We start from the raw sequence: 25439 nt of genomic DNA, 5'->3' as shown, positions 1-25439 counted from the left end.
GCACTTCAGTTATTCATGTTCAACATGTGAAATTAAATGGCCTTGTCCAACCACGAATCAGGTACAGATTTGTACACATCGATTGCATCGGCCAACTCGCTGAGCATCTTTTCTGTACACTTTCCAGCGCCTTGCCTGATCACCTGTACCTCCACATCCTTTTTGCCCCACTCTTTGTACACTTGCTTGGTTGTCGGGAAATACAGATCGATTTTATTACCTTTGATCGCTGAACCCGTATCTGCAACAATTCCGTAACCATAGCCTGGAATATACAGAATGGAACCCATTGGGAACAACTTCGGATCAGCTGCAATCGTGGAAACTGTTTCTTTATCACGACGTACTTTTACACCAGAATACGTAATTCCGTATTGAGGATGTTTGGGTCCTTTTCCTGTAGACTCCACACCTGCCGTATATCCCGTTGCTGTAACCTTTTGTGTACCCAGGATTTGTTCTGAACGCGGAGCAAGCACCGGCATAGACGGATCTGCCACTTGTTTCTCAGGAAGCTCAGGCCTTGGAATGACCATCGGTTGCGGTGACCACAATAAAGCCATATACACCATGGTCGTCAGCTGGGCCTCGTCGCTGTATTGATGGCTAACCTGTTCCGGAAATTCTTGATCAGACTTGCTCGATGTTTCAATTTTCGGACCTTCACTGCCGCTGCTCTGACTCTCGACATGCAGTACTGTACTTTCCTCTTCAAATGTATAGGCATCCGCCTGATTCAGGTTAATCATCATCCCGGCGAACATCACACAGCCAACCAATAAACCCTGTATATGTTTCTTTTGAATTGAGAATTGCTTTTTCATTGTATAACCTCCCCCTCACTGCAAAGGTTTTCCAAAAAGCAATTAATCTATACTTTTTACTGCAAACACTACGAAAAAACGCCTGAATAACATAGGTCAATCCCATGTCATTCAGGCGTTATGCAGAGTGATCAGCGCAACTTATGCACTGGTTATCTGATAGATCATTTGTTCATTTATACCAAACGTGTTGCAATTTCTTCTTTCAATTGAGCGATAATTTCATCGACCGGTTTCATGCCCAGATCGCCTTCTCCACGCTTACGCACGGATACGGCTTCTGCATTACGCTCATTCTCACCAACAACAAACATATAAGGCATTTTCTCAAGCTGTGCCTCACGGATTTTATATCCAAGCTTCTCGTTCCGCAGATCGGCTTCAGCAGAGATTCCCGCACGTTTCAGTTTCGCTTCCACTTCACGCGCATAATCGTCGAAGTTTCCGGATACCGGGATCACTTTTGCCTGTACCGGAGACAACCACAATGGGAAAGCTCCTGCAAAGTTCTCCAGCAAGAATGCTGTGAAACGTTCCATTGTACTAATTACACCGCGGTGAATAACGACTGGACGATGTTTCTGTCCGTCATCTCCCACATATTCAAGTTCAAAGCGCTCAGGCAACAGGAAGTCCAGTTGAACTGTAGACAATGTCTCTTCTTTGCCCAGAGCTGTTTTGATCTGCACATCCAGCTTCGGACCGTAGAACGCCGCTTCACCTTCAGCTTCATAGAATGGAAGGTCAAGTTCTTCCACAACTTCACGCAGCATGCGTTGGGACATCTCCCACATCTCGTCGTTCTGGAAGTATTTCTCGGTATCCTGCGGATCACGATAGGACAGACGGAAACGGTATTCGTTAATACCGAAATCCTTATAGACTGTTTGAATCAACTCGATAACACGAGCGAACTCTTCTTTGATCTGATCCGGCCGTGCAAAAATGTGTGAGTCGTTCAGTGTCATTGCACGTACACGATGCAGACCTGTTAATGCCCCCGACATTTCATAACGGTGCATCATACCAAGCTCTGCAATACGGATTGGCAGATCACGGTAGCTGTGCATGCTGGACTTGTACACCATCATATGGTGAGGACAGTTCATTGGACGGAGAACAAGTTCCTCGTTGTCCATTACCATTTTCGGGAACATATCTTCCTGGTAGTGCTCCCAGTGTCCAGATGTTTTGTACAATTCCACGTTACCCAGAACTGGTGTGTATACATGCTGGTATCCCAGGCTTTCTTCCAGATCCACAATATAACGCTCCAGAGTACGGCGCAGCTTCGCACCGTTAGGCAACCAGATTGGCAAGCCTTGACCGACCAGTTGGGAGAATGTGAACATTTCCAGCTCTTTACCCAACTTACGGTGATCCCGTTTTTTAGCTTCTTCGAGGAAGTGCAAATGCTCGTCCAGCTGTGCTTTTTTCACAAAAGCCGTACCATAGATACGTTGAAGCATTTTGTTTTTGCTATCTCCACGCCAGTAAGCACCCGCGACATTCATCAGTTTGAACACTTTGATTTTGCTAGTTGATGGTACGTGAGGGCCACGACACAAGTCGAAGAATTCACCTTGCTCATAAATCGTAATCACGCTGTCCGCTGGCAAATCACGAATCAACTCAAGTTTGTAAGGATCGCCCACTTCTTCGAACGTTTTGATCGCGTCCTCGCGGCTAACTTCCTTACGTACAATTGGCAAGTTCTCATTCACAATACGTTCCATTTCCTTCTCGATCTTTTGCAGATCTTCAGGATTGAGCGCATGTTCGAGGTCCATATCATAGTAGAAACCATCTTCAATGACAGGGCCGATACCGAGTCGTACCTCTTTGTTACCATATAAACGTTTCACTGCTTGAGCCATCAAGTGAGCTGTACTATGACGCATCACTTCAAGTCCTTCTGGTGAATCCAGAGTTACGATCTCCACCAATGCTCCCTCATGAAGTGTTGTGGACAAGTCCACCACGATACCATCCAGCTTGCCGGCTACGGCATTTTTGCGCAATCCGCTGCTAATTGAAGCGGCTACGTCCTCAATGCTGCTTCCATCCGCGTACTCACGTACCGAACCATCCGGTAATTTAATGTTCACTGCCATTTGTCTCATTCCTCCTGTTAATGTAACCTTTGTGTCCAGATATTTATGGACTGATTATCTATTGCTATTCCAGTCATTTTGCAAAGGAACGCAAAAAACACCCGTCCCGGCAAAGGGACGAGTGATATATACTCGTGGTTCCACCCTAATTCAGCTGATTCATCCATATTCGGAAATACAGCCCTCATTGGCATGACGATAACGGGCATGACCCGGCAGATCCTTACTCGCGGATAATCCCCAATAAAGGCGATATTCTAACTCCACTTTCAAAATTGCAGCTACAAAGGGGTAAACCATACGTGATATCCGGAGGAAATTTCAGCCTAGGTTCCTCTCTCTGCACCGATCTTGCGTGTGGTTGTTGTCTTTGTCAACGCTTTTGGTTCAATGGTTCACATGAAAAATTCATGGATCAACAGTTATTATAATTGCCGAGATCACTTGCGTCAAGACCTGTCAACAATCCTGAGCGCAGCACTTCGCATTCCGGGCAATGATGACATATTTGCACTTTGTCTTCAAAGATCTGGCATATGGTCGAGATGATTGGCAGATCCGGGGTGCGTGTATGGAGCATGACCTTCTCAGGAGAGATCGAGATGAGTGTACTTACAATCATATCTTCAATATCCATCTCCAGTTCCAGACCCGGCATTTCCACAACGACCTGTTCATCCTTTTGCACGGGTAACAGATTAAGCCCAGCATCCAGGACCTGAAATTCATGCATTCCCTTGTGTACAAGATGAACCAGAGGTACTTTGGCTTCTTGAAAAAACACAAAATATTTTAACAGCCCCATAAACTCTTCATACTGCCGATCCATCCAGAACTCATCCAGCGCATACTCCACTAATTCCTGAAGCTCCTGCTTATATGGCCGTATGCGGAAGTTGATAATGCCTTCAAGGTGAAAAAAGTGAACATCCTCCAGGTCCTGCCGTAGTCCACTGGCTAACGTAGTACGACGGCGCTCTCGAAGTCCGGGCTGATCCAGATCACCATTTAATAGAAGTGGCATGCAGATTCGATTGACCTTTTCCACCTCATGCTCATCCATGACAGAACACGCCTTGGCGATCATATCCTCCACCATGCTCCGTTCTTGTGTCTCCATAATGAAGTCGGCGAGTCCAAGGGAGAGCAGATCACTGATCCGGGGAAGCCATTGCTGGAAGTCTTCGTGATTCTCATTCCCTCTGCACACCCAGGTTGCTCTTCCATCATTATGTTTGAAGGTGAGCCGAAATCCTCTTTTACTTATATGTAAACCTTTGGTTTTTTCCTTGACACAACGATAAAATTGATCCGCTTCCTCTTGCCCCGATACATCGGTCCATACAGCAAACAGTTCCACAAGAATCACTCCTTTCCTTCCTGTTCAAAGTATATGGCAAGGCCGATGGGGATATACGAAGCGGATTGATGGAAAGCGTGTCATGATTTCTCAGTATATTATAAAGAGGTTTGGAGTTAAGACAAAAATGTGTTATTATTTTAATAACAGTATATTTCACGGGAAAGGAGGGAAGCCAAAATGAGACAACAACCTAGAATACTCCACTACACTATCATTATCATTTTGTGCGTTTTCCAAGCCTTGTGCTTCCCTATTCCGATGCAGTCCGAATCTGCCGTTGGGGTGTCTGTAGAAGCAACTTCCAACAAGGAAGTGCTGTTGCAAATACCCGAATCCCAGCAGAAACCTGTCATTCGCAAATATCCACAAGTTATGTCCAAGCTGATTGCGGTTACGCATAATAAGCCTGTCTTTCTTGTCCTCGCATTGTTATTGATGCTGCGAATCCCTACAACGGGTCTGTCCTTTAAACCGTGGTATTGTCTGTTTAAACGCAGATTATTTCTGCTACCTATTAAGTTTACCAGCATGTATGTATCCCTCACCCCTATAGCACCAAAATACGTGAACGCTCTTCACTAGCCGTTACGACGTATTTACAGGTTGCTTTTGCATGAAGACACCTCTGTAATGAAAGACGGTGCGCTTGTGCATAACTTATAACCCTTTTAGCACACGTTAGATAAACCCATGTTTATGACAGTACCTATTTTTGTTGTACCCACACCGACAAATTCAAATCATATGGCTGTGTCAGGAATTTCTGGCTCTGTTTACCCGCATCTTTTGATGTTCCCTTGAGCAGCAGATTAATCATTTTCGGGAAATAAGCCTGTCTTCTGTGGCCAGCCCCTAATTATAAGGAGGCAACAATCCATGGATGTACGCGAAACAGACTTGCCGGGAATCGGCAAAAAATTTCAGATTGAAACAAGCAGCGGTGATAAAATTGTCATTATTATTCACGATGACGGTCGCCGGGAAATGTACCACTTCGAGTATGATGATCCCGATCAAAGCATCTCGATGATCACACTTGACGATTACGAAGCACGTCAGATCGCTGCTATTGTTGGCGGATTAACTTACAAGCCAAAACAGCTTGAAAATATTGAAGTAACGTTTGACGACCTGATTATCGAGTGGTACAAAATCGAACCATCCTTCGGAAGTATCGGTAAATCCATCGGTGAATTGGACGTACGTCAAAACTCTGGGGCAACGGTTATCGCCGTTGTAGAGAAAAATCACAAAAAACATATCAGCCCAGGTCCGGAGGTAGTTATCAGTGCAGAATCCACGGTGGTAGCCGTTGGCGAACGCAATCAGCAGAAACTGTTTAAATCCCTCCTCCTGACTGGAAGGGGGTAAATAGATGGATCATTTGATATTCGAAGTAGGTCTGGCCCTTGTGCTCATTGCAGCAGCCGGCCTTTTATCGGCAAAACTAAGATTTTCGGTCGTTCCATTTTATATTCTGATCGGGATGGCCGTTGGGCCACATGCCATGAAAATCTGGCATCTGGACTTCCGTTTTATTGAGAGTCAGCCTTTTATTGAATTTATGGGTCGGATCGGTATCCTGTTCCTTCTCTTCTACCTTGGACTTGAATTCTCGGTAGGTCGTTTAATTAAATCGGGTCGCTCCATTGCAGTAGGCGGCTCGATCTACATCGGCATTAACTTTACGCTGGGATTAATATTCGGTTTTGTGTCCGGTTTCCCAGTTGCAGAAGCACTTATTATCGCAGGTATAACTACCATCTCTTCCAGTGCCATTGTGGCCAAGGTACTCGTCGATTTGAAACGAACGGCCAATCCGGAAACAGAGATGATATTGGGTATTATTATGTTCGAAGATGTATTCCTCGCTGTATATATCTCGATCTTGTCCGGACTTGTGCTTAGTGATTCATCCTCCATCGGAGGCGTCATCATGTCCGCACTTATTGCCCTCGGATTCATGCTTATCGTGATTATCCTTGGACGCAAAGCAACACCGCTACTAAACAAATTGCTTAAAATTCGATCGAATGAACTATTCTCTCTCGTTGTATTTGGAGCCTTGTTCCTGGTAGCTGGTTTCTCTGAAACCATTCATGTTGCCGAAGCGATTGGTGCATTACTGGTTGGTCTGGTGCTTGCTGAAACAGAACACGCAAAACGGATTGAGCACTTGATTCTACCGTTCCGTGACTTCTTCGGAGCCATCTTCTTCTTCAGCTTTGGATTGTCCATTGATCCGTTGTCCTTGGGTGGCGATGCCGTATGGTTAGCTCTGATTGCAGTTGTTATTACATTGTTCGGTAACTTCCTGGCGGGTATGCTGGCCGGGCGCAGTGCAGGACTTTCACCCAAAGCATCGGCGAATATTGGATTAACCATTGTGTCACGGGGTGAGTTTTCCATCATCTTGGCCAACATGGGTAAAGCCGGGGGACTGTTGCCAATGATTCAACCATTTGCCGCGCTGTACGTCCTAATTCTGGCCATTCTGGGTCCTTTATTAACCAAAGAGTCCAAACATGTATTCCGTTTATTGGATAAAATATTCAAGTTCAAAGATCCTCGGAAAAAGAAAGAAGAACCAAAGGTGCTGCAGAAAGAAGGATAACACCTATGTCTGTACAGAACAGACATACTAACGTACTTCGCGGCTCTTACGCCGATCTTTCTGTGACTAACCCAGGGAGAATGGCTCGAAAGCCGCACTAAGGAGGATGACCTATGAAAGCACCTCTGATATCGGCTAATCCGGTGCCAAACACCGCCAAGACCAGGATATCGTCTACCCGCCGCTGGTTAAACCTGTTTCTCGTTATTGCGGGCGGAATTCTGGCCTCCGTGGGACTTGAATTGTTCTTACACCCCAATAAAATTATTATTGGAGGCATTACAGGCATTTCCTCACTCTTCGCCCACTGGACCGAAATGAGGATTGGATTGTTCCTATTTTTATTCAATGTGCCGTTTATATTTCTGTCTTACAAGATTGTGCAGAAGAAATTTGTACTGGTTACTGTTCTAGGTCTGGTTGTCTTTTCGATCGGTGCCATTGTGCTTCATCCCATGCCGCCACTTGTAGAGCATCCGCTGGCTGCCGCCATGTTTGGCGGATTATGCCTCGGACTCGGAATTGGGCTCGTCGTACGGTATGGCGGGACACTGGATACGCTGGAAATCGGTGATCCGTCTTCCCGCCCACCTGAACGTGTATTTAGCGGAAAACGGATGCTTATCGAAAAAATAATCATGCTGCTTAACTTGTTGATACTGACAGCCGCTGGTGTTGTCTTTGGCTGGGACCAAGCGATGTATTCCGTAATCGCCTATCTTATTGCTTATGAAATGGTGTACATTGCGTTCAGGGGCTTCTCTTCCAAACGCAAAGTATGCATTTTGACTACACAAAGCTCTCAAGTTGAAAAAGCTGTACGCAAACGGCTACGCCGTGAACCTGGAATTCTGGAAGCCACTTCTGACTCAACACAACTCGCGATGGCGGAAGGATGGATCAGGCAAATCCCGGGTGCACTTTATTATGAGGTACATGTGCTGGAGATGATCTGGTTAAAGTCCATTGTGCGTCACATTGATCCACATGCGGGTATTGTAACGAATCCGGAAAAATAAAAAACGCTCTCTTACCCTATGGATGGACAGTATTGTCCACCAAGGTCAGAGAGCGTTTTTTTCTGTTATTATAATTAATTGTTATTATAGTTCAACGATGGCTTTGACTACATGTGAATCTGGCAAAAGCCATTGGTCTATTGCCGTAGGTAGCTCATTAAATTCCACTCGGTGTGTGATGTACCCATCCATACTTAGTTTCTTTTGACGCAAGGTCGACAGGACCTGTTCAAAATCTTCACGGGTTGCGTTTCGACTGCCCAGGATACTCATCTCCCGCTTGTGAAATTCGGGGTCATGAAAGGTAATATCCGCTTTCACCAGTCCAACAAAAATGAGTTGACCACTATGCGCCACATATTGAATGGCCTCATTCATGGAATTCACGTTACCTGTTGCATCGAAGACAGCTGTAGCATAGTCGCCTCCCGTAATTTCAGCCACTTGTTGTACAGTATGTTCATTGGCCTGTACTAGGTCATCCGCTCCAGCCCAAGTCCGGCTAAGCTCCAGCCTGTCCAGATTACGATCAACGGCAATAACACGCGCTCCAGCCTGTTTGGCGAATGCCATCACACCCAATCCAATGGGGCCAGCTCCAATCACAACCACATGCTCACCAGGTTTAATTCCTGCTCTTCTGACGGCATGGGCTCCAATGCTTAATGGTTCTACCATTGCCGTCTCATCCAGCGTCAAACCTTCTGCTGAGAGCAGATGTGAGACAGGCACGCTGATTTTTTCTCTCATGCCTCCGTCTACGTGCACACCCATGACTTGCATGGACGCACAACAATTGGTTTTTCCACTGCGACATGCAATACATTGACCGCAGTGCAGATACGGAATAATACTTACCTGATCCCCAGGCTGTAACCCAGCCTCGTTCGGACCGATTTCTTCAATAACAGCCGCCAGTTCATGGCCCAGAACACGAGGATAGGTAAAGAATGGCTGGTTGCCTTTGTACGCATGCAGATCCGTTCCACAGATCCCAATCCGCCGAATGGCAACCAACGCCTCTCCTTCTGCTCGTTCCGGTTGAGGCAGGTCCTGGAGCTTTAATTGATCTATTTCTTCACATACAATGGCTCTCATCGTAGTTCCCCCTTGGATGCTTCTGCTGTCGTGTTGCTTGGCTTCGTATTATATTCAGGTCTTCCGCTTGACCATGTCTCGTTATGCAATGGAGCCAGAATGCGCAGCACTTCATCCAGCAGGCTCTGATCCATCGGTTCCTCTATCCAGGCTGCATTATTGAGGATATTGCGCTGGCTGGCACTGCTCACCAGTGTTGTCGGAATTCGTTCATTCGACGTGGAGAATTGCACGGCCAACTTGGTAATGTCACTGCCTTGTTCTGCACAGAAGCGGGCAGCCTTTAGGCAGAGCTCTTTCACCCGATCATCTGCCGGATGCCAGGCAGGAGCCCCTCGGGTACTCAACAAGCCCATAGAAAGAGGCGAAGCATTGACGAGGCCAATTTCTTTTTTTTCCAACAGGGGCAATAACGATAATAATGAGGTATCATTCAATGAATAATGACAATACGAGATGATCGCATCCGCATCGATCTGTGGCAGAACCTTCTCAAACAATGGTAAGGGCAATCCACAAATGCCCGCATGTCGTATAACTCCCTGCTCTTTCAGACGCAGCAACGTTGGAAAGGCTTCTTCTACGATGATCTCTGCTGGCACAAATTCAATATCATGCAGGAACAGAATGTCGATATAGTCTGTATGCAGTCGATCCAGGCTCTCTTGCACGCTATCCAGAATCCGCTGACGTGAAAAATCAAACTCATTTTCCCCATACCTTCCGGCTTTGGTTGATAACATATATGAACTGCGCGGCAAGCTGCGGATGGCTTCACCCAACACTGTCTCCGCCTTTGTCAGCCCGTAATAAGGCGAAACGTCTATGTAATTCATCCCCGCATCTACAGCCGCATGTACAGTGCGAATCCCTTCGTCCCGGTCAATGTCACGAAATACAGAACCGAGTGAGGATGCTCCAAAACTCAATACAGGTACGTCCAGTTCCGTCTTGCCAAGTATTCTTCTCTTCATCGGTTTTACCCCTTCCAGCGTGTCTGTCTACACAAGTTCCCTTTCATTGTAACAGTTCAATTTCAATATAAAATATCGCCAATTGCGTAACATGTACTGTTTGATGACCTCGAACCACAGAAAGAAATCAAAAAGCCCGCCGTCTCTCCAAACGGAGTAGTCAGCGGGCTTGGCTTCATAAATACTTATCTAACGATCAAAGTTTATAAAGAGTAGTATTGAATTAATTAGAATTAGTTCTGCATTACGAAATCTTCATGTACGGCATTTTCTTCGTCGAACATGCGCACAATCTCGTATCGGGTGTTACGTTGTGCCGGGATATAACCGGACTCCCGAATCAAACGGAGAATGGATTCAATGTTAACTTTATATGTTGCACCAGCAGCAGATACAACGTTCTCTTCAATCATCGTGCTACCGAAGTCATTACAGCCAAATTCAAGCGACTTCTTACCGATCTCAGGACCCATCGTTACCCAAGAGGATTGAATGTTCTTGATATTATCAAGTACCAGGCGGCTGATGGCTACAGTCTTCAAGTACTCTTCCGGAGTCTGACGCTCCAGCTTGAGGTTTGTATTATCCGGCTGGAAAGTCCAAGGAATAAACGCCAGGAAACCTTCGGAGTCATACTTGTTCGCAATACATTCGTCCTGAGCTTCACGTACACGGAGCAAGTGTAATGCACGCTCTTCCATCGATTCACCAAGTCCGATAACCATCGTTGCCGTGGTGTTCATACCGATGCGGTGTGCAGTTTGCATAACGTCCATCCAATCGCGCCATGAACCTTTCAAGCGGCTAATTTTCCGACGTGTGCGGTCATCCAGAATTTCAGCGCCACCGCCAGGCAAGGAATCCAGTCCAGCTTCGTGAATGGCACGAACAACTTCTTCCAATGTAAGGCCATCGGATACTTCAACCATTTTCATAATCTCCGCTGGGGAGAAAGAGTGCATCGTGATGTTTGGGAAACGCTCTTTGATGGCTTTCAACAGGTCTGTATAATAGCTGAAAGGCAAGTTTGGATTCGTTCCACCTTGCATCAAAATCTCGGTACCATTCACATCTTCCGTTTCCTGAATCTTCTGGAAAATAACTTCGTCCGGAAGCACATAACCTTCATCCGAACCAGGTCTGCGGTAGAAAGCACAAAAACGGCAGTACACATCACACACGTTTGTGTAGTTGACGTTACGCCCAATTACAAATGTTCTGTATGGTTCAGGGTGCATGCGTTTCATAATGACATTAGCAGCTGCCCCGATTTTGTCCACTTCATTCGATTCAAATAGCTCAATCGTGTCTTCCAAGTCCAAACGTTCGCCCCGAAGGGCTTTATCTAAGATACGGTCTACCGTACTCATCGTAAAAAAGCCTCCCTCATGAAGAGAAATTATATAACGATCCGTCCCAACTTGTTCAAGAGAAGCAAGTTCTGGTGGCAACATCGTATTTCTGTACTCCACATATCGTAACACAGGTTACATGTGAAAAAAAGCACCTTATGTACAGGTGCTTTAAAAATAAGTAAAAATTTTTACATATGGAAAAGAATTAGTTCGAACTTAAGTGATACACATCGGCGTATTCGGGCATCCATTTTTGTTAGGATTCCTGAAGTGCTTGCTCCAAATCTACAATCAGATCTTCGATATCTTCCAGACCTACGGAGAAGCGCAGCAATCCATCTGTAATGCCACGGTCACGGCGAACCTCAGCCGGCATTGCCGCATGAGACATCATCGCTGGGTAGGACAGAATACTCTCCACAGCTCCCAAGCTTACAGCAACAATAGGTAGCTTCACCCGGTTAAGAACTGCTTTTGCACGATCACCTGAACCGACGTCAAAAGAAACGACAGCTCCATATCCTGTGGACTGGCGCTCATGTGCCTCACGGCCCGGATGATCCTCCAGTCCAGGATAAAAGACAGCGGTAATATCACTGCGCTCATTAAGCCATGCCGCCAGTTTGGCTGTGCTCCGTTCACTATGAGCCATGCGAGCCCCCAAGGTTTTCATCCCGCGCATCAAAAGCCAGGATTCTTGTGCCCCGAGTACAGTTCCAAGTCCATTTTGCAGCTGTTTCAGTTGTACGCCAAGTGATTCCGTGCGAGCAACAGCTAACCCTGCAAGTACATCACTGTGACCTCCGAGAAACTTCGTAGCACTATGTACGACGATGTCCACACCAAGCTCAATTGGACGCTGATAGTAAGGTGTCATAAAGGTGTTATCCAGAATCGTGATCAGGTCATGTTCCTTCGACCAGTCAGTTACGGCAGCGATATCCGTAATTCGCAGTGTAGGGTTGGACGGTGTTTCCATATAAACTGCCTTGGTGTTTGGCTTGAGTGCCGCTTTCACTTCATCTATATTGGTCATGTCTACAAAGGTTGTCTCGATCTGCATACGGCTTAATATGGAAGTAAGCAAACGATACGTACCTCCATATACGTCTTCCGTTACAATCATGTGGTCCCCTGCGGAGAACATCATGAACACGCTTGAGATCGCAGCCATCCCCGAAGAATAGGCAAAGCCTCGTGCGCCGCCCTCCAGCAATGTGATGTAATCTTCCAAAGCCTGACGTGTCGGATTACCCGAACGACTGTAATCATGTTGAGGCGGATTGAAGATATCAAAATGATGGAATGTTGATGCTTGGTAGATCGGTACACTGGAGGCTCCAGTCGTTTTGTCAATCTCATCACCAAAATGGAGCAATTTGGTATCAAATTTCAACTCGGAATTGGGCTTGTTGTTGGACTCACTCATGAGTGCACGCCTCCTTCCACTTCCTGTTGTGCAGCTGTCAGAGCATTGCCGAGATCTGCAATCAGATCATCCGCATGTTCAATGCCTACAGAGAACCGGAGCAGACGGTCATCCACACCTACGGCTTCACGAATTTCAAGCGGAATATCCGCATGCGTTTGTACTGCCGGATAAGTCATGAGTGATTCAACTCCGCCGAGACTTTCGGCAAAAGCAATGAGTTTGATATGACGAAGTAATGGTTCAACATAACGTGCATCCTTCACTTTGAAAGAGAAGATACCGGTGTTACCCGTGGATTGTTTATTCTGTATCTCATACCCTGGATGATCGGATAGTCCTGGATGATACACTTCAACCACCGCTGGGTGCTCAAGCAAGTATTTGGCAATAGTAAGTGCATTGTGCTCATGACGTTCCATGCGAAGAGCCAGCGTTTTCATACCTTTCATCAACTGGTAGGAGTCACTTGGAGATAATACTGCTCCAATGGAATTATGCAGGAACGCCATCTCTGCAGATAACACCTCACCTTTGGTAATAATTAGTCCGGCCAGCACATCATTGTGTCCGCCCAGATATTTGGTAGCGCTATGAATGATGATATCAGCACCCAGTTCAATCGGACGTTGGAAAAATGGAGTCAACAACGTGTTGTCAACAATGGTCAACAGGTTGTAACTTTTCGCCCAGGAAGCAACGGCTTCCACATCGGTGATCATCATCAGTGGGTTGGTTGGTGTCTCAATAAATACAGCTTTGGTATTCGGTTGACGAACCTTCTCCAGTGCTGCCAGGTCATTCGTGTCCACATAACTTGCAGTTACGCCGAAACGGGACAGAATACGTTCCAGCAGACGATAGGTTCCACCATACAGATCCAGCGATACAATCAAATGATCCCCTTGACCAAACATGGCGAAGATCGTTTGTAGCGCGGCCATTCCCGAGCTACAGGCAAACCCTGCATCACCGGACTCCAGCGCTGCGGCGGCTTCTTCCAATACTTTACGGGTTGGATTAGTCGTACGAATATAATCAAACCCCGTGCTTTGTCCAAGCTTCGGGTGGCGAAACGCAGTGGATTGATAGATCGGAAAGTTAATGGCGCCTGTTACCGGTTCATTGATGGACCCAATTTGTGCTAAGCGGCTTTCGATTTTCAACTTGTTGTCTTCCATTGCTGCATCCTCCTGTAATCTCGATTAGATTTGCGGGCCAATATCGTAAGGTGTTTCTTGATACACATAGTAATTGAGCCAGTTAGAGAATAATAAGTTGGCATGAGCGCGCCAAGTAGCTGGTGGCACACGGGAAGGGTCGTCATTCGGATAATAATGCCTAGGCAATGCGATATCCAACCCTTTGGCTGCATCCCGGTCATACTCCCACTTTAATGAGAACGGGTCATACTCGGCATGTCCTGTGGCAAAAATCTGTTTGCCGTCTTTGGTAGCAACCAGGAAGATCCCCGCTTCCTCGGATTCAGCCAAAATCTCTAAATTCTCATTCTTTTCAATATCTTCGCGTCTCACTTCCGTATGACGGGAATGTGGAACGTTGAATACTTCATCGAATCCACGCAACAACGGAACATGTGGTTTATTGATGGTATGTGGGAAAACGCCAAAACACTTTTCATCAAGTGCAACCTTGGGTACGTCAAAATGATGGTATAAACCTGCCTGAGAAGCCCAACATATGTGGAGGGTTGAAGTCACATTGGTTTTGGTCCATTCGAAGATCTCCTGGATTTCATTCCAATAGTTCACGTCTTCGAAATCCATCTGTTCCACCGGGGCACCCGTAATGATCATTCCATCGAAACGACGGTGCTCAATCTCATCAAAGGTTTTATAGAACAGATCCAAATACTCTTGAGACGTATTCTTCGACGTATGGGATTTGGGATGTACAAGAACGACATCCACCTGAATAGGCGTGTTTCCCACCAGACGAAGCAATTGTGTTTCGGTCGTTTCCTTTGTGGGCATCAGGTTTAATATAGCGATACGGAGTGGACGAATATCCTGCTGATATGCAGAAGTTTCATCCATGACGAAGATATTCTCTCCTTCAAGTACTTCTTTTGCTGGTAGAGTATCGGGTATTTTGATTGGCATAGTAAGTCTAACTCCTCCTTGTGCATAGATAGATGCAGCCACCCTTGGCTTGATGTCTTCACATCAATACAGTTATAGACTGCCTTGAGCTTGTAAAAACATTGAATTGCTCTTTCATCCAACGTTACAAACAACCTCAAGTTCCTTAGCGAAAATCACTGCTGAGAAGTCGGGGCATATAACAAAGACCTTCCTCGGATTTCGAGAAAGGTCATATGTAAAAAAGATATGCGCCTCTCTCATCTCTCAGTTACAACAGTGCCACCTGACACTTAGTCGCTGCAAGAATTAGCACCGTGCGGTATACCGCCGGTTGCCGGGTTTCATCGGGCCAGTCCCTCCACCTACTCTTGATAAGATTTCGCTGTATTAGATTGTAATTAAATATGGTTCACCGTCTACTTTATTACATTAATGCCCTCACGTCAAGTTGCAGTTCGATGTCTGCTTCCCAGATCGGAACCGTTCATCATCCGTTGTCATACACTGCCTCAGGGCGCGAAATAGACACATTTTTGCGCTTGAAAGCACCTTGTACCAGCGGTATACTAAACAAGGTGTTATAAACCCTTATGTGAGAGGTGACATATTAAATGGATGGCGACCCGAGGCCTGACTGGCAGCCGAATTCCGACAAACTGCATAAAGAATTAACATCAGCATGCCGGCAGCGGGACGTGACTTCCGTTTGATTATATAGTGAACGCAGCCCTGATCTCCAGGCTCCGCTGCCGACCGGCTGATTTGTTCTTTTTGCGCCCATAATGATAATATCCGCCAAGTTGGCGGGTGCAGAAGGAGTAGATTAACGATGAAAATCCGGTTGGTAAACAACGGTGTATTTATTCCGGTGGACGACATTCAGCAGGCGCTGACTCCACCAGCGGAAGGATTTTACTGGATTGATGCAGACATAGACGATTTGGCGGTACTTCAGCCGCTGTTCTTGATGCATGATCTGGCTGTGGAAGACTGTCTTAGTGACGAAGAACAACGTCCGAAGATTGAAATTTATGAGAACCATTATTTTATTGTGATTAATAGCATCCGTTTTGATGATGAAGAGATATTTCTACGTGCGGTCAACTTATTCCTCGGCAGACATTTCATTATTAGTGTTACCAAGCACAAGGTCAGCGAATTGCGCACACTGAAACCCATCCTGTGGGAACAGGAAATCAGTACACCGGATCGTCTGCTGTATTTGCTGGTTGACTTGATTGTTGATAATTATTTCACCGTAGGTGACCGAATTGAAGCACGGATCGAGAAGCTTGAGGAAGACATTCTGATGCACACCAAAAAGTCACATCTGAATGAAATCATCGGGCTACGCAGTGAGATTCTGTGGCTGAAAAAAGTCCTTGGACCTCAGAAAGAGGTTATTAACACCTTGAATAAAAAAGATCTGCGTCTCATCGATGATCAACTGCAAAAGTATTTCAGTGACATCTATGAGAATGCTGTAAAAATATCTGAAACCTTTGAGACTTATCGCGACCTGATGGGCAACTTGCGAGAAGCCTACCAATCCAGTATTGCGAACCGGGCGAATGAAATCATGCGTGTATTTACCGCCATTACCACGGTCTTCATGCCGCTGACGGTCATTACCGGTATATACGGTATGAACTTTACGAATATGCCCGAGCTTAACTGGAAATACAGCTATTTTGTTGTGATTGGCCTAATGGTTACCCTGGGCCTGAGCATGTTCTTCATTTTCCGCAAGAAAGACTGGGTATGAACTCGTATGAAATAACAAAGACGAAGCGTTCCTCCGGGAGAAACGCCTCGTCTTTTTTCATTTCTGATTATTAACCAACATTCTTCTCTGTCTCTGCGTGCCGACGGAAGCGGATTCGAATCATGCGCAGTCTTTCATAGACCTGCTCCAGACTTCCTCCATCGGGTTTCTCTCCTCCATACACCTTATGTAATACTGGCTTCAGGAACGTATCTCCCAGCTCCTCATACGCACTCCATACGGCCTCTTGTTCGTTCTCTGGCATCACTGCCAGCTCCACATCAAGAAGACAATCGGTGTCATAACCTTCGTGATCCAGTGCCTCTAACAGCTCAACCAACTCGCGTCGGGATAATCCGGATCGATTAACAATCTCCTCTAACGTATACCCTTCCTTCATGCCTTCAAGCACCTGCTTACGCGTGGTGAACTTATCAAGTTCCTGCTTGTACTTCTGCTCTCTCTGCTTGTATAACCAACTCTCATACTCTTCTTCCTTCAGCGCCGTGTATACCCAGTCCAGCGGGAATGTCGTTGAACGTTCCAACCCGTTTGTAATCTCCATCCATTCCGTACCATACTCAGTTGCTTTGCTCTCTCCTACGCCCGGCAGTTGCATCAGTTCATCCAGCGATTGCGGAACAAAGGCACTGATCAAACGCAGCAGACGATTTGTTGCAATAAAATACGGTGCCTTCCGGTCAGACACAGCTCTCTTCCTGCGCCATGTGCACAGATCCGTATATAATTGTTCATTGCCGTATAACTCACTGTAACAATGGAGCCGCTGTCCACCATAACTGCGTGACTTCAGATCATCATTCTCATGAAATAACCCCTGCAACTGCGGTCGGTATCCCTCACTCATCTGTATGGCAAGCTGATGACGGTAAATATGAAGCAGCTCCTCCCAAGAAGTCCCCTCATACCAGATGCTGTCCTCACGCTCTCCTTCCTCATAGCGACTCCATCCCAGCTGCCAACTATCTTCCTCTTCCCCAATCCATAACTGTGCATACTCTGCATTCTGATCTGACATTCTGGACAATCTGTTCATGAAAATGACTTCCATTTTCGTTCCCTCCCTTTGAATATTCAGCTTATACGAGTTAGAGATGCTACCTACAGGCAGCACAAAAAAACACCCCTCCTGCAAAATGCATGCAAGAGAGGTGCTTCCTCATTAACCGTACTATGCTGTTGCCCATATCATACCACAATGGTAAAATTCGTCAATCCCTTAATGACCTACTTATTCAATGCCAACTTGGCAAGCGCCAGTGAACCACACAGACCCGCATTGTCACCAAGTCCTGGTGAAACAACATACTGGTCAATGTCGGATTGAAGTGCCGGATGCTGAACGTATCCAGCCAGCAACTCCTGCAGTTTGCTACGAACCATCGAGAACAAGTGCTCCTGCTTCATTACTCCGCCACCCATGACAATTTTCTGCGGAGAGAGAATCAGAACATAGTTCATCAGGGCGTGTGCCAGGTAATGTGCTTCGATCTCCCAAGCTTTATGATCTGCAGGCAGTTCATAAGCCGGTTGCTCCCAACGTTTGTTAATGGCCGGTCCTGCTGCAAGGCCTTCGAGGCAGTCACCATGATACGGACAGAAACCCTCGTATGTATCCTCCGGATGTCTGCGTACAATGATATGTCCCATCTCTGGATGTGACAATCCATGGACCATTTTACCGCCAACCACAGCGCCTGCACCAATACCTGTACCCACAGTGATATACAGACAGCTCTCAAGACCTTGTGCAGCGCCCCAGGTTGCTTCTCCAAGTGCCGCACCATTCACATCCGTATCAAATGTCATCGGCACATCAAAATGCTCCTTGAGCTTGCCAATCACGTTATACTGTCCCCAATGTGGTTTAGGTGTTGTTGTGATATAGCCATATGTTGGGCTTCCTTCAATCGGATCAATCGGACCGAATGAACCTACACCCAGAGCTTCAATGCCTTTGCCTTCAAAAAATGAAATCACTTGAGCCATGGTCTCTTCCGGTGTTGTTGTTGGAAAACTTACGCGTTCCAGAACTTCTCCGTTTTCTGTGCCAATACCACATACAAATTTGGTTCCGCCTGCTTCAATTGCGCCTAAGATCGTCATGTTAGTCACACTCCCAAGTTAGTTTAAAAAGGATTTCGAATTGCTTTACTTGATGACACGATAATTACCCCGCTACTTGTTCTCCAGCTTGGACAATCGTTTCATTAACGTTTGCCTCCAGCTGTCTGACAGCGCAGGAATGGCCAGCAACGCCTGAATACCTTCGACATTTTCTTTCCCCTGATGCATGATTCGATTGGCTTCAAGAACCGTCATTGAGGCTGGATCGGTGCTGATCCGTCGAAATATCGATAAAGGCCTTACCTCACCTTCTTGCAGTACACGAAAGTAAAAGCCGGTATATCCAGTCTCCTGAAAATAAACAGGCAGCTCCTTATAGTCATACCTCGCACCCAGCTTGAAGCAAGGTTGTCTGGGCTGACTGACCTGCACTGTGGCTTCGCCCAACTCGTACACATCACCAATCCGTACGTCTTCTTCGGCACAGCCTTCAACCGTCAGATTTTCTCCACAAGCTCCCCAATCCAGCTTGCGATCCATCAGTTGTTCCAGCGCCGGATAACGACTGTAATCGTATACACAAACGGCTTTGTCAGGGCCGCCATGATGCACCAGATCCGCCTGCGCGTCCCCTGTCATTCCAGTGAATGACAGGAAAACCGCGTCGGATACAGGATGTTTCACAATGCCGCTCAGCACTTCACGCTTCTGCCCAGGGAGCGGTTGCGGCAGTCCTACATTAATGGCCAGAACAGCTGTATTGCCCTTCCCTGGCTTTCGATCAGATGTGAGTGTCATTTGCGTCATACCTCCCATAATCACTTTCTTTTAACGCACGGAGCCGCCAAATACGAGTGTATTACTCAAGAGCCGGCCTGGAGAAGTCAGCATTTTGCCACCGGCATACATACCCGAGGAAGCACCGCCATCCAGATTCATGGCCTGTTTGGCACCAAGCTTCTGCATCACCGCTGCCCACTCCTTGATTGTTGCTCCGGAAACGGTAGCCAGCATAACAGAACCGTCCGCCATGATCGCAATACCACTTCTGGCTCCGGAAGCATTAAGAATCTTGGCATCCTTGAAACCTTCGCTCGTCGGATTGACAGCTACCTTGCCGTCTTTTACCAGACGGGGTCCTGCCCCAACAGCAGTCACTACATCTTGCCAAGGGATCTCTTTGCCTGCTGCGTTCGTATACTTATAATTCATTTCTACGGTCGAACCAACGGTGAAACGGTCCGAAGAAGACTTCTGATTACCTGTGAAAACCAGTACCGAGCCATTCTTAGGAATCGCTACATTTGTATTGGGCACTTTTTTGGTCACGATACCTTTCTCCATGACAACCGCAGTGCCACCTTTGAATCCAACTGTGGCACCTCGTTCAGGCGTATACAGCATCGTAATGCTTGCGTTCGCTGAAGGTGTTCGATTAATAAAGGTTGCATACCAACTCCGTGATTTACCTTTTGTATCCGTTACTTTACCTGTCAAACTCACCTGAAGTGAATCCATGATCGCCGAGCCGTCTTCCTTAAATCCGATGGATGTTCCGTATCTTCCAATATGTATGACCTTACCATTTGCTATTAACATACCGTATGGATCTGGTGCTCCGTTATATGCTTCAAAAAATGCTCCGTTAATGGCTGCTTGCGCACCATAGGCTTTCACAATCGATGGCAATGTTGCCGTCTGGCCAACTTGCTTCTTCGCGAGTCCCACGGTAACCGGTGTTCCCTTTGGAATCGAAACGGTCTGTACGGTAAAATTACGTCCTGCTGCTTTTACTTTCTGTACTTTGGTGCTAATTGCTGCTTTGGCATCCACTGTCTGTGGTGCACTTACTGCTCCCGAAAGAATTACGGGCAAGGCCAGGACGAGGGCCATAGCCCCTGTCCACCACTTTTTGCCTGTTCGTACGTTCTTCATGTTGCTCACCCTATTGCCACTCCCATCCAAGAGCCAAGGCTCTTCATCTCAAGTTGTTCAAACTTGTCCATCACCATATCCGGATCAAGACGCAATTCACAGATATCCAGCGCACAGGCAACCGGAACAGCACAATGAATCTCTGCCAGTTTGCGGGACAGATGAAGCATGTCCAGATCATTCTCAATCTTGTTACGCACCGAAGGGGTCAGTTTATCCATGTTGCTCAGAATCCCTTCAATGGAGCCGTATTCCTGTACAAGCTTCAACGCTGTTTTCTCACCAATTCCCCGTACTCCGGGATAATTGTCGCTGGCATCTCCCATCAGACCCTTCATATCAATCACTTGACGAGGTGTCAGTTGTTTCTCTGCCATGAGCGTTTCAGGGTTGTACACCATGTAGTTGCCATGGCCTTTTTTCATAATAATGATACTTGTGCGGTCATTGATCAGTTGCAACATGTCGTGGTCACCCGTCAGTACCATAACATTCATATCTGTCTCTTCGGTATAATACTTCGCAAGCGTCCCGATACAATCGTCGGCTTCGAATCCTTGTGCACCTATATTCGGAATACCCAAGCTATCCATGACTTCACGAATCAGAGCAAATTGGGGAATCAGGTCATCCGGAGCTTCGGCCCGGTTGCCTTTGTAGGCTGCATATTCTTCACCGCGGAACGTCTTACCGCCCATATCCCAACAACATACGACATGACTTGGCCCAAAAGTCTGAACCGCATCCCAGAAATAACGGATAAATCCGTAGACTGCGTTGGTAGGCAATCCTGCCTTTGTACGTCTGATATATCCGCTTGCAGATGTCGCATAAAAAGCACGGAACAACACCGCCATACCGTCTACCAGCAACAAAGTAGGTTCATTACGTTGATTCACTTGAATTTGTTCTCTCCTATCTAAATCTAGCATATAAAATATCGAAACTAATTCTATCATTATAGCATAGTTCCGCCAACCATCGTTCAGCCAAAAAAGCCCTGAATTTTGAACAATTCAAGGCTGATATTCAGCGCGTTTATGCGTTATTCCATTCCTGCTCGTACGTTTCTTCCTTGAATCCAACCGTCACCTTTTCTCCATCCGTAACGATCGGACGTTTGATCAGACGACCATTGGAAGCCAATAAACGAATCTGTTCATCAGCTGACATTCCCGGAAGTTTGTCCTTCAGTTGTTGTTCTTTGTACACTTCCCCACTCGTATTAAAGAACTTTTTCACTTCCAGTCCACTCTTTTGGATGAGTTCTGTTAGTTCAGATTCGGATGGCGGTGAGTCAAAAATAGGGATTAACTCCAGCTCATGTCCTTGAGCTTCAAGCCATTTTACAGCTTTGCGGCATGTGCCGCATTTGGCATATTGATATACTTTTAAGTTACTCATGGTATGTGTTCCTCCAAATGCTCCGGTATCGACTTCTCGCTTCCCTTGGTTTGCTTCGCAAATCCAAAAGTCGCTCCAAATCGATACCATCGCCATGTAATTTTACTGACTTTTGCGAATGAGATCAAAAACTCACATTCGGCTATATTTTTTCGGATCAAAATCTTACAGCTTTTGTATCCTTAAAGCTTTTGAGATTTGAATTCTTGAAATATTTAACATGAAATGGGTAAGCATCAATACATTAAACCATAAAGATTAGCCTACGGCATGTTGTTCGGGTGCATAAAGCATCCCTCACACAAGTTAGCCAACTAGCGTTGACTGACAAGCAGGACGGGCTTTGCACAAAACTACGGCAAAGCCGTCATTTCTTAGGGAAGTGCTTTGGCGCTTTCTCCTAGAGCATCTCCCTGGGAGCTGCCTCATCATTCAAACGCTTCTCTAGCGCGGCCATATCTGCTGGAAAAGGAGCTTGGAACGTTATGCGTTCCTTTAGAATGGGATGTTCAAACGTCAATTCACAAGCGTGTAATGCTTGGCGTTCGATCCAGGTATCCCGTTCTTCTCGAACAGCCATGGTCTGCTCATCGATATCATGCACAGGTAGTGTCTTGTACATTCGATCACCTATCAACGGGCAGCCGATGGACGTCATATGTACCCTGATCTGATGGGTTCTGCCACTTTCCAGTTTGAGGCTTATCGCACTGGCGCTGCCCCCTGACCAACGTGTTAAGGTTGTGTACAACGTTCTTGCAGCGTAACCATCAGGTGTTACGATTCGGCGGTGTGGCTCTTCAGGATCGCGATCGATCGGGCCATCTACTGCCCCTTGTTCCGGGACAGGGCTGCCGTGCACAAGTGCAATATATTTCTTGTCTACTGTTCCAGCGATCATCTGTTCAGAAACATGCTGATGCACATAAGGGTTCTTGGCTATTGCGAGCACACCTGACGTTTCCTGATCAAGTCGATGAATCGGTCTGAACCGGAAACGCTCGCCCTTGGTTTTCCAGTAATGAACAACGCCATTTGCCAAAGTCCCCGTGTAATGTCCATGTGTTGGATGAACGATGATGCCCGCATCCTTGTTGACAATAAGCAAGTGCTCATCTTCATACAGAACGGTAAATGGAATAGGCTCGGGCAAAATATCATCCGATTCCTCTTGCTCCATCCGAACTTCAACGACATCACCCGCAGCTACCTTGACGCTAATGTACACGCGCTCTCCATTAAGCATGACACCTTGCTCCGTCAGCTTAATTTTGGACAAAAGCTTACGCGACACCAGCAGCCGCCGCTGAAGCACGGTCTTCAGCAGCCAGCCATCTTCTTGTTCGGTCACCGTGTAGACAATCGGCGAATAATACTGGCTCATTCTTTGCGGCGGAAGACTTTTTTGCTCCGCACATATTCAATATCGGCCACCTGTTGTCTCGCGTTGGCCGTCCGTGCAACCACGAAGAAGTAATCAGACAGTCGGTTTAGATACCGTCGTACAGACGGATTAATATCTGTATGTTGTCCAAGTGTTACCGTGCGACGCTCTGCGCGACGACATACAGTACGGCACACATGAAGAGCAGAGGACAGCTGACTGCCACCTGGAATAATGAATCGTTCCACTTTTGGATTCTCTGCATCATACTGGTCGATCCATTGTTCCAGACGTGTGACCATTTCATCTCTCACCTTATATTTCGTCTCACTAATCTTCACAAAGGCCAGATCCGACCCGCAATCAAACAGTTCCTGCTGAACTTCCAGCAGGTGTTCACGCAGATCTTCAAATTCCCCTTGAGCCGAGTCAATAAGGCTGATCGCCTGGCCTACAAAACAGTTCAACTCATCAATCGTACCATAAGCCTCAACTCGGTCATCATCCTTGATGACGCGTCCACCGATGACCGAAGTCTGTCCTTCGTCACCTGTTCGTGTATATATGCCCATCGTTATCCCTCCAATTGGTAATATAATAATGAATACGGGAATGCCATTTTTTCAGAAACCCGTCTATCGCTTTACACGTATATAAGAATTGGTGTGCTCTGCCGAGTATACGACAAATCAAAGGAAACCAAAAGTAAAGGAGACGATTATGCAAAACTGGATAACCGATTTCATGGAACAATACGGCTACATAGGCATTGCACTCATTATTGCTCTTGAGAACGTATTTCCCCCGATTCCATCCGAAATCATCTTGCCGTTTGGCGGATTTATGACCACCTATACCAGTCTCACTCTTCCAGGAGTTATTATCGCCGCAACTATTGGTTCTGTCTTTGGTGCTGTGATCCTGTATGGTATTGGTTTACTCATTGACGTCGAACGCCTTGAGAAAATTGTGGAACGCTGGGGACATGTTCTGCGCATCAAAAAAGAGGATATTCACCGTGTCGATGCATGGTTTGACAAATATGGCATGTGGACCGTATTATTCTGCCGAATGGTTCCCCTCGTTCGTAGTCTTATCTCCATTCCCGCAGGCATGTCCAATATGAAATTTGGTTTATTCCTTCTCTTCACAACCATTGGTACATTGATCTGGAATGTTATTCTAGTCTGCGTTGGTGCTGCGCTTGGCGCATCATGGGAGAGCATTTTGCACTTTATGGACGTCTATTCCATTGTAGTGTATGTCATTCTGGCCATCATTCTCATCGGATGTATCATCTGGTGGATCAGACGTAGCAAAAAGCGGAAATAAAAAGAATAGCTTAATAAATAAAGCCTCCTCGCCACCAATTCGTGGTTAAGGAGGCTTCTTTATATCACCCGTTTATGTCATCTCACTATCGTTCATCTTCATTTCGCATGCCCTGACTTTTAAGATCGATAGCCAGACCAGATACCAGCAAGTACATCTTTTCAGCATGTATCTGCAGCATCCGATTAACCGAAGCCATTCTCGCTGTAAATATTCGTTCTTCCTCGGTAGGATGCAATGTGCCATGCATTTCATTGGTAATCACAAGCAACTTCCCCTGATAAGACAATAATGCATCAAGCAAAAGCTGTGTCTCTGAACGCTGATGATCCAGATCCTTTGTTGCCCTGAAACCGGCAGCCATCCAGGAGGTCAGACTGTCTACAATTACAATTCGCTGATCCGCCAAAAACAGATTGGATTCCCGATTAATCTGGGTGATCACCTCTGTCAGATGCTGACCGTTCCCGGCATGAATGGCACGATAATGAGCGGATGGCAATTCGGGAATAACGGGATCATGATCACCGGTGGATAAATATACACCCTCCCGGCTAATCCCGGCTGCGTACTTGAGGGCAAACCGGGTTTTACCACTACCTATGCCGCCTGTGACCGTAATCAGCAATCCGCTTC

The 25439-nt window shown here is 46.4% G+C and carries 24 protein-coding genes and 1 riboswitch; of the genes, 6 read left to right on the top strand and 18 right to left on the bottom strand.

The window, feature by feature from the left end:
- Positions 1-32: 32 nt before the first annotated feature.
- The 3 genes from MKY01_RS09290 to MKY01_RS09280 form a co-directional block, all read right to left on the bottom strand.
- Positions 33-824 carry a 3D domain-containing protein gene (locus MKY01_RS09290; RefSeq protein ID WP_255319681.1) on the bottom strand — a complete coding sequence of 264 codons (792 nt, stop codon included), beginning with the start codon at positions 822-824 and terminating at the stop codon, positions 33-35.
- A gap of 176 nt (positions 825-1000) precedes the next feature.
- Positions 1001-2938, bottom strand: coding sequence for a threonine--tRNA ligase (thrS, locus tag MKY01_RS09285; protein ID WP_036610058.1), 1938 nt, complete (start codon positions 2936-2938; stop codon positions 1001-1003).
- Between the two features lie 415 nt (positions 2939-3353).
- On the bottom strand, positions 3354-4307 hold the full coding sequence (locus MKY01_RS09280) for a putative sporulation protein YtxC (protein WP_051447153.1): 954 nt from the start codon (positions 4305-4307) through the stop codon (positions 3354-3356).
- A gap of 171 nt (positions 4308-4478) precedes the next feature.
- Here MKY01_RS09280 and MKY01_RS09275 point away from each other — a divergent pair, with 171 nt between their 5' ends.
- From MKY01_RS09275 to MKY01_RS09260, 4 genes are all read left to right on the top strand, one after another.
- Positions 4479-4883 carry a hypothetical protein gene (locus tag MKY01_RS09275; protein WP_051447154.1) on the top strand — a complete coding sequence of 135 codons (405 nt, stop codon included), beginning with the start codon at positions 4479-4481 and terminating at the stop codon, positions 4881-4883.
- Positions 4884-5177: 294 nt separating this feature from the next.
- Positions 5178-5672, top strand: a complete 495-nt coding sequence (locus MKY01_RS09270; protein WP_036610059.1) for a cation:proton antiporter regulatory subunit — start codon at positions 5178-5180, stop codon at positions 5670-5672.
- A gap of 4 nt (positions 5673-5676) precedes the next feature.
- Complete coding sequence (locus tag MKY01_RS09265) at positions 5677-6915, top strand: cation:proton antiporter (RefSeq protein ID WP_036610060.1); 1239 nt, start codon at positions 5677-5679, stop codon at positions 6913-6915.
- Between the two features lie 113 nt (positions 6916-7028).
- Positions 7029-7934, top strand: coding sequence for a YitT family protein (locus MKY01_RS09260; protein ID WP_051447155.1), 906 nt, complete (start codon positions 7029-7031; stop codon positions 7932-7934).
- An 84-nt stretch (positions 7935-8018) separates the two neighbouring features.
- Here the strand turns inward: MKY01_RS09260 and MKY01_RS09255 are convergent, their stop codons facing one another.
- From MKY01_RS09255 to metA, 6 genes are all read right to left on the bottom strand, one after another.
- Positions 8019-9032, bottom strand: coding sequence for a zinc-binding alcohol dehydrogenase family protein (locus MKY01_RS09255; RefSeq protein ID WP_127544403.1), 1014 nt, complete (start codon positions 9030-9032; stop codon positions 8019-8021).
- Entirely contained in the window at positions 9029-10006 is a 978-nt protein-coding gene (locus MKY01_RS09250) for an aldo/keto reductase (RefSeq protein ID WP_127544407.1), read from the bottom strand. The genes MKY01_RS09255 and MKY01_RS09250 overlap by 4 nt, the downstream gene beginning before the upstream one ends.
- A gap of 233 nt (positions 10007-10239) precedes the next feature.
- Positions 10240-11376, bottom strand: a complete 1137-nt coding sequence (mqnC, locus tag MKY01_RS09245) for a cyclic dehypoxanthinyl futalosine synthase (RefSeq protein ID WP_047844209.1) — start codon at positions 11374-11376, stop codon at positions 10240-10242.
- Positions 11377-11617: 241 nt separating this feature from the next.
- Entirely contained in the window at positions 11618-12790 is a 1173-nt protein-coding gene (locus MKY01_RS09240) for an aminotransferase class I/II-fold pyridoxal phosphate-dependent enzyme (protein ID WP_036669808.1), read from the bottom strand.
- A complete protein-coding gene (locus tag MKY01_RS09235; RefSeq protein WP_100529502.1) occupies positions 12787-13971 on the bottom strand; it encodes a PLP-dependent transferase in 1185 nt (394 codons plus the stop codon). The genes MKY01_RS09240 and MKY01_RS09235 overlap by 4 nt, the downstream gene beginning before the upstream one ends.
- A 24-nt stretch (positions 13972-13995) precedes the next feature.
- Positions 13996-14913, bottom strand: coding sequence for a homoserine O-succinyltransferase (gene metA / locus MKY01_RS09230; protein ID WP_036610071.1), 918 nt, complete (start codon positions 14911-14913; stop codon positions 13996-13998).
- A 236-nt stretch (positions 14914-15149) separates the two neighbouring features.
- Positions 15150-15273, bottom strand: a riboswitch (SAM riboswitch).
- Between the two features lie 451 nt (positions 15274-15724).
- On the opposite strand from metA, the gene corA reads away from it, so the two are divergent.
- A complete protein-coding gene (corA, locus tag MKY01_RS09225; RefSeq protein WP_036669804.1) occupies positions 15725-16660 on the top strand; it encodes a magnesium/cobalt transporter CorA in 936 nt (311 codons plus the stop codon).
- 70 nt (positions 16661-16730) lie between these two features.
- Here corA and MKY01_RS09220 read toward each other — a convergent pair whose 3' ends face one another.
- The 8 genes from MKY01_RS09220 to MKY01_RS09185 all read right to left on the bottom strand — a co-directional run bounded on the left by MKY01_RS09220 (position 16731) and on the right by MKY01_RS09185 (position 24043).
- The gene (locus tag MKY01_RS09220) at positions 16731-17732 is read right to left on the bottom strand and encodes an HRDC domain-containing protein (protein WP_047844208.1); all 1002 of its coding nucleotides are present in this window, start codon (positions 17730-17732) and stop codon (positions 16731-16733) included.
- 176 nt (positions 17733-17908) lie between these two features.
- Positions 17909-18787 carry an ROK family protein gene (locus tag MKY01_RS09215; protein ID WP_127544410.1) on the bottom strand — a complete coding sequence of 293 codons (879 nt, stop codon included), beginning with the start codon at positions 18785-18787 and terminating at the stop codon, positions 17909-17911.
- A gap of 72 nt (positions 18788-18859) precedes the next feature.
- The gene (locus MKY01_RS09210) at positions 18860-19546 is read right to left on the bottom strand and encodes an MOSC domain-containing protein (protein WP_076327045.1); all 687 of its coding nucleotides are present in this window, start codon (positions 19544-19546) and stop codon (positions 18860-18862) included.
- A gap of 30 nt (positions 19547-19576) precedes the next feature.
- Positions 19577-20683, bottom strand: coding sequence for a phosphodiester glycosidase family protein (locus tag MKY01_RS09205; RefSeq protein ID WP_301291341.1), 1107 nt, complete (start codon positions 20681-20683; stop codon positions 19577-19579).
- A 5-nt stretch (positions 20684-20688) separates the two neighbouring features.
- A complete protein-coding gene (locus MKY01_RS09200) occupies positions 20689-21582 on the bottom strand; it encodes a 5'-3' exonuclease H3TH domain-containing protein (protein WP_017689620.1) in 894 nt (297 codons plus the stop codon).
- Positions 21583-21721: 139 nt separating this feature from the next.
- Positions 21722-22087, bottom strand: coding sequence for an arsenate reductase family protein (locus tag MKY01_RS09195; RefSeq protein ID WP_017689621.1), 366 nt, complete (start codon positions 22085-22087; stop codon positions 21722-21724).
- 400 nt (positions 22088-22487) lie between these two features.
- On the bottom strand, positions 22488-23471 hold the full coding sequence (locus MKY01_RS09190; protein ID WP_127544416.1) for an RluA family pseudouridine synthase: 984 nt from the start codon (positions 23469-23471) through the stop codon (positions 22488-22490).
- Positions 23468-24043, bottom strand: coding sequence for a cob(I)yrinic acid a,c-diamide adenosyltransferase (locus MKY01_RS09185; protein WP_036610088.1), 576 nt, complete (start codon positions 24041-24043; stop codon positions 23468-23470). Before MKY01_RS09185 ends, MKY01_RS09190 begins: the two co-directional genes overlap by 4 nt.
- Before the next feature lie 148 nt (positions 24044-24191).
- Between MKY01_RS09185 and MKY01_RS09180 the strand changes: the two genes are divergently transcribed.
- The gene (locus MKY01_RS09180; protein WP_127544419.1) at positions 24192-24803 is read left to right on the top strand and encodes a DedA family protein; all 612 of its coding nucleotides are present in this window, start codon (positions 24192-24194) and stop codon (positions 24801-24803) included.
- An 85-nt stretch (positions 24804-24888) separates the two neighbouring features.
- Here the strand turns inward: MKY01_RS09180 and MKY01_RS09175 are convergent, their stop codons facing one another.
- Entirely contained in the window at positions 24889-25431 is a 543-nt protein-coding gene (locus MKY01_RS09175; protein WP_036610092.1) for a bifunctional adenosylcobinamide kinase/adenosylcobinamide-phosphate guanylyltransferase, read from the bottom strand.
- Positions 25432-25439: the final 8 nt, after the last annotated feature.

The organism is Paenibacillus sp. FSL R5-0486 (genome assembly GCF_037975155.1).
Lineage (GTDB): Bacteria > Bacillota > Bacilli > Paenibacillales > Paenibacillaceae > Paenibacillus > Paenibacillus amylolyticus.
The sequence above is the reverse complement of the archived record's forward strand: the minus strand, read 5'-3'. Positions and strand labels throughout refer to the sequence as shown.

Excerpts from the sequence above, each read along its gene's own strand:
- MKY01_RS09290 (WP_255319681.1), bottom strand. The coding sequence starts at position 824 with ATGAAAAAGCAATTCTCAATTCAAAAGAAACATATACAGGGTTTATTG.
- thrS (WP_036610058.1), bottom strand. The coding sequence starts at position 2,938 with ATGGCAGTGAACATTAAATTACCGGATGGTTCGGTACGTGAGTACGCG.
- MKY01_RS09275 (WP_051447154.1), top strand. The coding sequence starts at position 4,479 with ATGAGACAACAACCTAGAATACTCCACTACACTATCATTATCATTTTG.
- MKY01_RS09270 (WP_036610059.1), top strand. The coding sequence starts at position 5,178 with ATGGATGTACGCGAAACAGACTTGCCGGGAATCGGCAAAAAATTTCAG.
- MKY01_RS09265 (WP_036610060.1), top strand. The coding sequence starts at position 5,677 with ATGGATCATTTGATATTCGAAGTAGGTCTGGCCCTTGTGCTCATTGCA.
- MKY01_RS09260 (WP_051447155.1), top strand. The coding sequence starts at position 7,029 with ATGAAAGCACCTCTGATATCGGCTAATCCGGTGCCAAACACCGCCAAG.
- MKY01_RS09255 (WP_127544403.1), bottom strand. The coding sequence starts at position 9,032 with ATGAGAGCCATTGTATGTGAAGAAATAGATCAATTAAAGCTCCAGGAC.
- MKY01_RS09250 (WP_127544407.1), bottom strand. The coding sequence starts at position 10,006 with ATGAAGAGAAGAATACTTGGCAAGACGGAACTGGACGTACCTGTATTG.
- mqnC (WP_047844209.1), bottom strand. The coding sequence starts at position 11,376 with ATGAGTACGGTAGACCGTATCTTAGATAAAGCCCTTCGGGGCGAACGT.
- MKY01_RS09240 (WP_036669808.1), bottom strand. The coding sequence starts at position 12,790 with ATGAGTGAGTCCAACAACAAGCCCAATTCCGAGTTGAAATTTGATACC.
- MKY01_RS09235 (WP_100529502.1), bottom strand. The coding sequence starts at position 13,971 with ATGGAAGACAACAAGTTGAAAATCGAAAGCCGCTTAGCACAAATTGGG.
- metA (WP_036610071.1), bottom strand. The coding sequence starts at position 14,913 with ATGCCAATCAAAATACCCGATACTCTACCAGCAAAAGAAGTACTTGAA.
- corA (WP_036669804.1), top strand. The coding sequence starts at position 15,725 with ATGAAAATCCGGTTGGTAAACAACGGTGTATTTATTCCGGTGGACGAC.
- MKY01_RS09220 (WP_047844208.1), bottom strand. The coding sequence starts at position 17,732 with ATGGAAGTCATTTTCATGAACAGATTGTCCAGAATGTCAGATCAGAAT.
- MKY01_RS09215 (WP_127544410.1), bottom strand. The coding sequence starts at position 18,787 with ATGACGATCTTAGGCGCAATTGAAGCAGGCGGAACCAAATTTGTATGT.
- MKY01_RS09210 (WP_076327045.1), bottom strand. The coding sequence starts at position 19,546 with ATGACACTCACATCTGATCGAAAGCCAGGGAAGGGCAATACAGCTGTT.
- MKY01_RS09205 (WP_301291341.1), bottom strand. The coding sequence starts at position 20,683 with ATGAAGAACGTACGAACAGGCAAAAAGTGGTGGACAGGGGCTATGGCC.
- MKY01_RS09195 (WP_017689621.1), bottom strand. The coding sequence starts at position 22,087 with ATGAGTAACTTAAAAGTATATCAATATGCCAAATGCGGCACATGCCGC.
- MKY01_RS09190 (WP_127544416.1), bottom strand. The coding sequence starts at position 23,471 with ATGAGCCAGTATTATTCGCCGATTGTCTACACGGTGACCGAACAAGAA.
- MKY01_RS09185 (WP_036610088.1), bottom strand. The coding sequence starts at position 24,043 with ATGGGCATATATACACGAACAGGTGACGAAGGACAGACTTCGGTCATC.
- MKY01_RS09180 (WP_127544419.1), top strand. The coding sequence starts at position 24,192 with ATGCAAAACTGGATAACCGATTTCATGGAACAATACGGCTACATAGGC.